Source organism: Agriterribacter sp. (assembly GCF_035445465.1).
In the GTDB taxonomy this organism is placed as follows: Bacteria; Bacteroidota; Bacteroidia; order Chitinophagales; family Chitinophagaceae; genus Agriterribacter.
On the sequence record NZ_DAOMQT010000006.1, the window covers coordinates 157,585 to 165,330 of the forward strand.

At 45.1% G+C, this 7,746-nt stretch carries 9 protein-coding genes; all 9 read right to left on the reverse strand.

The window, feature by feature from the left end:
* Nucleotides 1–120 precede the first annotated feature (120 nt).
* On the reverse strand, nt 121–561 hold the full coding sequence (locus PLE34_RS05465) for a carboxymuconolactone decarboxylase family protein (RefSeq protein ID WP_324554780.1): 441 nt from the start codon (nt 559–561) through the stop codon (nt 121–123).
* A gap of 116 nt (nt 562–677) precedes the next feature.
* Nucleotides 678–1,535, reverse strand: a complete 858-nt coding sequence (locus PLE34_RS05470) for an isocitrate lyase/PEP mutase family protein (RefSeq protein ID WP_324554781.1) — start codon at nt 1,533–1,535, stop codon at nt 678–680.
* 64 nt (nt 1,536–1,599) lie between these two features.
* On the reverse strand, nt 1,600–2,187 hold the full coding sequence (locus tag PLE34_RS05475; protein WP_324554782.1) for a uracil-DNA glycosylase family protein: 588 nt from the start codon (nt 2,185–2,187) through the stop codon (nt 1,600–1,602).
* A gap of 412 nt (nt 2,188–2,599) precedes the next feature.
* Complete coding sequence (locus PLE34_RS05480) at nt 2,600–3,136, reverse strand: DUF488 domain-containing protein (RefSeq protein ID WP_324554783.1); 537 nt, start codon at nt 3,134–3,136, stop codon at nt 2,600–2,602.
* A gap of 27 nt (nt 3,137–3,163) precedes the next feature.
* Nucleotides 3,164–3,838, reverse strand: a complete 675-nt coding sequence (locus PLE34_RS05485; protein ID WP_324554784.1) for a glycosyltransferase family 2 protein — start codon at nt 3,836–3,838, stop codon at nt 3,164–3,166.
* A 121-nt stretch (nt 3,839–3,959) separates the two neighbouring features.
* The gene (locus tag PLE34_RS05490; RefSeq protein ID WP_324554785.1) at nt 3,960–4,394 is read right to left on the reverse strand and encodes a nucleoside deaminase; all 435 of its coding nucleotides are present in this window, start codon (nt 4,392–4,394) and stop codon (nt 3,960–3,962) included.
* Between the two features lie 25 nt (nt 4,395–4,419).
* Nucleotides 4,420–5,106: a ferredoxin reductase domain-containing protein gene (locus PLE34_RS05495; protein ID WP_324554786.1), complete on the reverse strand. Its 687-nt coding sequence runs from the start codon at nt 5,104–5,106 to the stop codon at nt 4,420–4,422.
* A gap of 27 nt (nt 5,107–5,133) precedes the next feature.
* Nucleotides 5,134–5,610: a universal stress protein gene (locus PLE34_RS05500; protein WP_324554787.1), complete on the reverse strand. Its 477-nt coding sequence runs from the start codon at nt 5,608–5,610 to the stop codon at nt 5,134–5,136.
* A 25-nt stretch (nt 5,611–5,635) separates the two neighbouring features.
* The gene (tkt, locus tag PLE34_RS05505) at nt 5,636–7,639 is read right to left on the reverse strand and encodes a transketolase (RefSeq protein WP_324554788.1); all 2,004 of its coding nucleotides are present in this window, start codon (nt 7,637–7,639) and stop codon (nt 5,636–5,638) included.
* Between the last annotated feature and the right edge of the window lie 107 nt (nt 7,640–7,746).

Consider the following 7,746-nt stretch of genomic DNA (forward strand, 5'->3'; position numbering starts at 1 on the left):
ATATAATCCGACTCTGCCATTGGGGATTACCTACCTGCCGGTAGGCAGGCTTCAACCCTTAAAAATTATTACGCATCATTCAGATAGGTTCAGGGTCCCGTGATGACGTTTATGAGCTTATTACTCTTCTCCAAAAACCTGGTGCGTGGAAACTGCTATCCTGTTCCATGCATTAATGACAATGATCTGCATTATAATTTGCGCCAGCACGTTTTTTCCATAAAATCCCAGAACCTTGTTATAGGTTTCATCGCTTACCCCATCTTTTGCAATGAGGGTAACCTCCTCCGTTAGTTGCAGTACCGCTCTTTCTTCTTCTGTAAACAATGGCGATTCCTTCCATGCCGGTAAGGCAAAGATCCTGCGCTGGGTTTCGCCGATCTTCAGCGCTTCCTGTGTATGCATATCAATGCAATACGCGCAGCCGTTGATTTGGGATGCTCTTATTTTTATCAGCTCCCGGAGCAGGTGCGGTATAGCTGAATTTCTTACATACTGTTCCATGCCCAGCATAGCCTTGTAGGCATGGGGCTCTGTTTTTGTAATGTTTATTCTTTTCACGGTTTATCGCTTATTTTATACGTTATAATATCTCAGTGATTGGTGAAGATGCCAATCGGGGCACCTTGTTCGGCTGTACTGTAAAGTTCAGCCATACTACTGTAGTTTGTCATCATTTATCCAGAAGCATTTTCACGGACGATTAAACTGTTTATATAAGCGGTGGTAACCGGGTTTCCCTTCACCTCATCCATTCCTTCATACTGCAATAATTTTTCCGCAGTATTTTTCATAGCATGGATGGCGGTTTTTAAAAACCCCGGGCCAAGGCTCAGCCGTGCTACACCTGTTTGCTGCAGTGTTTCAGCATCGGGAATACCCGGAAGCAATAAAATATTTACCGGCAGCGCAACGGATTTTATAACGGCTTCTATATCTTCTTTTGTTTTTAAAAAGATAGGGTAGAAGCCATCAGCGCCTGCATCTTTATAGGCCTTTCCCCTGCGGATGGTTTCTGCCAGCTTTTCTCCGGCAGATAAATGATTAGCGTTGAGGTATATATCCGTTCTGGCATTAATGAAAAGCGGCATACCCATTGCCGATGCGGTTTGTTTAATGCGGCTTATCCTTTCGCACTGGGCTTCTGCAGTAAGCAGGCGATGGTCATCGTGGCGGGTATCTTCAATATTAATCCCCGCGATGCCCGTATCTGCCAGCTTTTTAATGTTCTCAGTAAGCGTATTGTTGTCTTTCGCATAACCGCTTTCAATATCCGCCGTAACGGGAACGGCTACCGCATTTACTATTTTTTGTAAGATACGAAGTAGGTCATTAAAAGGAATTTTTTCGCCATCGGGATAACCATGGCTAAAAGCGATAGAAGCGCTTGCAGTGGCGATAGCGGGGTATCCGGTACTTTCTAACAGTGCTGCGCCTAAAGGATCCCATATATTTGGAAGCACCAGTAGCTTGCCGTTATGATGCAGTTGCTTTAATGCGCTTCCTTTGCTCGGTTGAATATTTGATGCAGGCATTTTTAGTATTTTAAGGTGTATAATGATAAGGATAGCAGGAATTGTACAAAACGTGTTGCTATTATCAGGTTGGCTTGGGCCGGCCCATGGCTATCCTTACACGCTTCTGTAATTCGGGAACAGCTTCTTCCATGAACCAAGAATTTATAGTAACCCAGTTTTGATTGCGGGGAGAAGGGTGGGGCAGGGGAAAATACCGGGGAAGATATTCCTTATAGCACCTTACCGTTTCCGTAAGACTGGCTTTGCTATTCTTTTTCAGATAATAGCGTTGTGCATATTGTCCTATCAGTAATATAAGCGGGCTCCCCTTTATATTTTTAAAGATGCGCGGATGCCAGATCGGCGCACATTCCGGCCTTGGGGGCAGATCGCCGGAAATAGCTTTTCCGGGGTAGCAAAACCCCATAGGCATGATGGAAAAAACTTCGGGATCATAAAAAGCAGCTTCGTCTACACCCATCCATATCCTTAATTTTTTACCGCTTGCATCATTCCAGGGAATGCCTGTTTCATGAACACGCCTGCCGGGCGCCTGGCCAATGATAACTATTTTTGACCTGCTGCTCAGTTGAACAACGGGGCGGGGACCTAAGGGTAAATGATCTTTACAAACTGTACATCGTTGTATGCTTTCTAAAAGCGTATCCATTAAAAATGCATGTGAGAAAATTCTGTGCAAAGTTAATCCATAAGAGGTCAGCATGTTTTCTAAATAGGAAATAAATGGAAACGGGGTGGGGAGGGAGGTATCAGTGGTATGAGGTATGAGGTATAGGGTATAAGGTATAAGGTATAAGGTATAAGGTGTGGGTATCAGGTACTAACGACAGGCTGAGTACTTGAATGGTGGGATGTTAGGGGAGAGACCTGATTTCAAATTTGATACCTGCCCGTCCGGTAGGCGGGTTTGAGATTGCGTTCCGCTTGGGATTTCGGATTTTTCTTTTTCGAATTTTATGCTTGAATTTTATTTGTGATTTGTTATTTGGTTCTTGGTGCTTTGCAGCTATCAGCAGTCATCAGCTAATGATGAGCATAGTACTGCTTTCATCTTTGACTTCTCACATCTCACCTTTCACATAGCTCAATCTTCCGTTTACAATTGTTGCAGGGGCGGTGTACGGATGCTCTTCGGCTTTTTCAATACCCATGATATGCCATACCTTCCATCCTGCTGCTTTAAGATAGTCGGAAACCATGCTCCGGTGGCAGCGCCACCATACGGCTTCCGAGCACATATATGCTGTGCGGTGCTGCAGGGCCGTTTTTTCAAGCGTCACAATCCCGTCTTTAAATGCATCTGTTTCCATATAATCGGCGTAGCCACGAAAGGCAGGGTGTCTCCATGCTGTATTGTGAGAGTGGGGATTTACTTTTCTTCTTCCACCCAGTTCTTTTAAATGGATATATTGAATATGGTTTTGCGGTAAAGTAATTTGCAACATTTCTTTATTGAATTGGGGAAACCTGCGCGATCCGGGAAAGCTCCTTATATCCGCTACCAGCTCAATGTTGAAAGAATGTAGCATTGCTGTAAACGCCTCAAAAGGATGAGTGGAATGTCCTATGGTCCAGATGGTTTTGCTTTCTTTTATCATGCGGTTTGGTCAAACAATCAGCGTAAACTATAAGATTGCCTTCTTTCCGGTCAGGTTATTGGTAATGGAATTTTGCGTTTCGCGATGATAAATATAAGTAGGAAGCTCCGTTTTTATTACGGTTGCGCCGCACTGAATGACCCTGTCCAGGAAATCGGCATCATGTCCTAAACACATATCGGAGAATCCTTTCATCAAAAATGCGAGGTTCCTTTCAATGAAGAAAGTGCCGCCAATGGCACAGTTGTGCAGGTGAACCATTTTTTCATAATCATACCTGTCGGGCACATAAGGACTTCCAATTACTTTTACACCGCCATGTAAAAAGTCAACATCAGGATTTTCCATTATAATAGCTTTCCTTGTTGCAAGGTGATCCGGGCTAAACTCATCATCCGAATCTAAAAAAGTAATATACTTTCCGGTTGATAATAGAATCCCTGAGTTCTTCGACGCCACACAACCTTTGCTTAGCTGCCTGATGTAAGTTATTTTATTGTTCAGCTCCAGGTAAGGTGTAATTTGGGCATGAGTGCCATCCGTGCTGCCGTCATCTACAATAATGGCCTCCCAGTCTTTTTCTGTTTGAATGATCAAAGAACCCAAAGCCCGCTTTAAAAGATAGACCCTGTTGTATGAAGTGATGATCACAGAAAAAAACGGCAAATGAAATAATGCGCCCGTATTTTCAGCATGTTCCATTCTTTTGGTGTGAAAAGCGTTGAAGCCTTTATCTGGGTAAAGATACATGCAATTTGCAACGGTAACCCGCAGCGGAAGAATATTTACCAATATCGCAAATGCAGGAGATTACGGACCTGCGTTACGGCGCCGCTTGCTCCTGCTTATTGATCAGATGTACAATTACAGGTGCTTTGCCCCAATGCGGCGGCACTTCATTTGTTGTAAGCAACGGCATGGAAGAACTAATGCCTCCCAGGTATTTTACTGTATTTTGATATACCAGTTTTTTTATTTTATGAAATCGTATAGCATACGAACACATCAGGCAGGGCTCGTGCGTGGTGTACATAGTGCAATCAGACAGATCATTTGTGTTCAGCCTTGCTATAGCAAACCTGATGGCTTCTATTTCGGCGTGGCAGGTAATATCATTTCTACTTTTACCCGCTTCCATTGCCTCACTTATCAGTTTATCATCTCTTACAATAACAGCTCCAACCGGTGCTTCGCCTTTTACCGCAGCGACATGGGCTAATGCCTCGCAGCGCTGCATAAAATAAGTGTCGCTCTTCATATGATTAAAGTAAGCAGGCTTTGTTTTAAAATTCCTCGGTTACGATCCTGCTTTTATCAACGCCCAGTTCTTGCAGGTCATTGCCAATACCTTCCACCATGGCATCGGGTCCGCAGATATAAAAATATTGCGACAGGTCTTTTATTTTTTCCCGGAGATAGCTGATATCTATTTTCCTGTTATCGTATGGGGCTGTTTTCTCCTGCGTAAGGGTATTGATGAAATTATCGCCAAGCATTTTTTCAAACTCGTCTTTAAGAATAATATCTTTTGCTGTTCTGTTGGAAAAGATCAGCTGGTTGTTGCCCATTGCGCCATCTTTATACAGTTGTCTTAATATAGCGATAAAAGGTGTAACGCCTGCTCCGCCGGCAATAAAGGTGCCTTCTCCTTTATAATGAATGGCGCCCCATATATCGTGAAGGATCAGCTCATCGCCTGCTTTTAATGTTCCTAATGTATGCGTAACGCCATTGTGATCATCATATATCTTGATCGTAAATTCCAGGTGATCCCAGTTGTTCAGGCCGGTAAAGGTGAAGGGTCTTCTTTCCGCTTTCCAGTCGGGATGATTGATAACGATATCAGTTGCCTGTCCCGGCTGAAATATATAATGATCGGGCTTGCTCAGCTTAAACCGTTTTACATTATGCGTAACAAACTCACATTCCAGTATGGTTACAATATGCGCTTCGTTCGGATAATCTGCCATATGATATTTTTTAAGATAGTATTGGTTTTATTGTTCTTCGAATATTTTGGTAGGGATAATAAATAAAGGCACTGTGCTGTGCCGCAGTACTTTTTCCGCTACGCTTCCTATCATTATTTTATTAAGTCCCCGCCTGCTGTGTGTTCCCAGAACAATTACATCCGCATGGATGGCAGTTGCTGTTTCCAGTATACACTCGGCTGTATCGCCTTCCTCTACAGCGGTTTGTATGGCAGCATCGCCTAAGTGCTCCTTCAGCTGATCAAGATAATCCTGCGCGGCTTTTTTTATTTCCTCCACCGGTGTTGTTTCAAGAATATCCAAATCGCTGAAAGTGTCGAATCCCAGCACCGGCGAATAGCTGCGGGAGGCGTAATAGATGGCATCTGTTGTTACGTGCAGCAGGGTGGTGGCAGCCTGCATGGATTTGGCCAGGGCATAGCCTGTTTCTGCAATCTTTGGTGCGGTAGCACTGTAGTCGAGCGCGATTAATACTTGTTTCATGATCCTGTATTTTTAAATTTATCAGTTACTGATGCTTTAAAAGTGCTTTTGCTTTTGCCGTTATATTGTCTGCGGAAAAGCCATATGCTTTCATTATTTCGTCTCCGGGTGCCGATTCGCCGAATTGTGTAACGGCAATCACATCGCCATCATCGGTTGTATACTTGCTCCAGCCTACCGGCGATCCGGCTTCTACGGCCAGCCGCTTACGGATATGCGCAGGAAGCACTTTTTCTTTGTATGCCCCGGTTTGTTTATCAAATAGTTCCCAGGAGGGAAAGCTCACCACCCGTGCGCGAATAGATTCCTGCAGCAATTGTTGCTGCGCTTCTATCAGGAGCTGTACTTCGCTTCCCGTTCCCATTAAAATGAGCTGCGGTTCGCCCTCACAATCAGATAAAATGTAGGCACCTTTTTCGAGCGCGGTGGCTTTGGTATATTTTTCCTGGTCAATTACCGGCACTTCCTGGCGGGTAAGTATAATGGCAACAGGGCCGCCCGAATGTTCGAGCGCTACGCGCCAGGCCTGTACGGTTTCGTTGGCATCGGCGGGGCGGATGACCAGCATATTGGGAACGGATCTTAAACCAATGAGCTGTTCCACCGGCTGGTGTGTGGTGCCGTCTTCCCCCAGCCCGATGCTGTCATGCGTGTAAATAAATATAGGCCTTATTTTCATGATAGCCGCGAGGCGCACAGGCGGCCGCATATAATCGTAAAAGATGAGAAAAGTGGCGCCATAGGGAATGATGCCTTTGGTAAGCGCCATGCCGTTTAAGATGGCTCCCATTGCATGCTCCCTGATGCCAAAGTGAAAATTCCTGCCGCTGTGATTTTCACCGCTGAAAGATGGGAACGCGTTTAAATGGGTGTCGGTAGAGGGCGCCAGATCCGCAGAGCCTCCGATCAGCAGGGGGAGCTTGTCTGCAATAGCGTTCAGCATCTTACCTGATGCCTTCCTGGTAGCCATACCTTTTTCACCGGGCTTAAAAACGGGCAGGTCATTGTTCCATCCTCCGGGCAATTTACCGCCGCTCAATAATTCGTATTCGGCTGCTTCAGCGGGATATTTTTGCTTATACTCCCGGTATAAGGTGTTCCAGTCATTTTCTTTCTGCATGCCGGCTTTTCCTTTTTCCCTGTAAAACCGCAGTACATCATCCGCTACCATAAAACTTTTATCGGGGTCAAACCCGAAATTTTCTTTTACCAGTCTTACTTCATCTTTCCCCAGAGGGCTGCCATGAGCTGATGCGGTGTTCACTTTATTTGGACTGCCAAAACCAATGTGCGTACGTATGCTGATGAGCGAAGGGCGCTGCTTTTCTTTTTGGGCATTTTCTATGGCAGTGGTAATAGCCGCTATATCGTTGCCGTCTGCTACAGCCTGTACGTGCCATCCATAGGATTTGAAGCGTTCGGCTACGTCTTCGTTAAATGCCAGTGACGTTTCTCCTTCTATCGTAATATGATTATCATCGTATAAATAAATAAGCTGTCCTAAGCGCAGGTGCCCGGCCAGTGATGCCGCTTCTGAAGCCACGCCTTCCATAATATCGCCATCGCTGCAAATAGCATAAATATGATAATCAAACAGGTTGAGATCCGGCTTGTTATATCGCGCGGCAAGGTATTGTTGCGCAATGGCCATACCTACTCCGTTGGCAAAGCCCTGTCCGAGCGGGCCGGTAGTAACCTCAATGCCGGGACATAAACCATATTCGGGATGCCCCGCGGTTTTACTGTGCAGCTGCCTGAAGTTTTTGATATCGTCCATAGTGAGGTCGTAACCCGTTAAATGCAAAAAGCTGTATTGTAACATGCATGCATGACCGCACGACAATACAAACCGGTCGCGGTTGACCCATTCCGGGTTTTGAGGATTGTAATGCATAGTCTTCGCCCAAAGCACATGTCCGGCGGGTGCAAGCGCCATGGGTGTACCCGGATGCCCGGAATTGGCTTTTTGTACGGCATCGGCAGCTAATACGCGAACGGTATTAATAGCAGCCTGTTCTATGGGGTCCATTTTATTGCAGGTTTAATATTATCTTAAAAATGGAGTTCAGTAAAGGGGAGTTGTTTTCCTGAAAGTTAATACTTATTATGCATAGTAATTAAATCATGCCCGGGCAG

Excerpts from the sequence above, each read along its gene's own strand:
- tkt (WP_324554788.1), bottom strand. The coding sequence starts at position 7,639 with ATGGACCCCATAGAACAGGCTGCTATTAATACCGTTCGCGTATTAGCT.
- PLE34_RS05490 (WP_324554785.1), bottom strand. The coding sequence starts at position 4,394 with ATGAAGAGCGACACTTATTTTATGCAGCGCTGCGAGGCATTAGCCCAT.
- PLE34_RS05495 (WP_324554786.1), bottom strand. The coding sequence starts at position 5,106 with ATGGCAGATTATCCGAACGAAGCGCATATTGTAACCATACTGGAATGT.
- PLE34_RS05480 (WP_324554783.1), bottom strand. The coding sequence starts at position 3,136 with ATGATAAAAGAAAGCAAAACCATCTGGACCATAGGACATTCCACTCAT.
- PLE34_RS05470 (WP_324554781.1), bottom strand. The coding sequence starts at position 1,535 with ATGCCTGCATCAAATATTCAACCGAGCAAAGGAAGCGCATTAAAGCAA.
- PLE34_RS05500 (WP_324554787.1), bottom strand. The coding sequence starts at position 5,610 with ATGAAACAAGTATTAATCGCGCTCGACTACAGTGCTACCGCACCAAAG.
- PLE34_RS05485 (WP_324554784.1), bottom strand. The coding sequence starts at position 3,838 with ATGGAACATGCTGAAAATACGGGCGCATTATTTCATTTGCCGTTTTTT.
- PLE34_RS05475 (WP_324554782.1), bottom strand. The coding sequence starts at position 2,187 with ATGGATACGCTTTTAGAAAGCATACAACGATGTACAGTTTGTAAAGAT.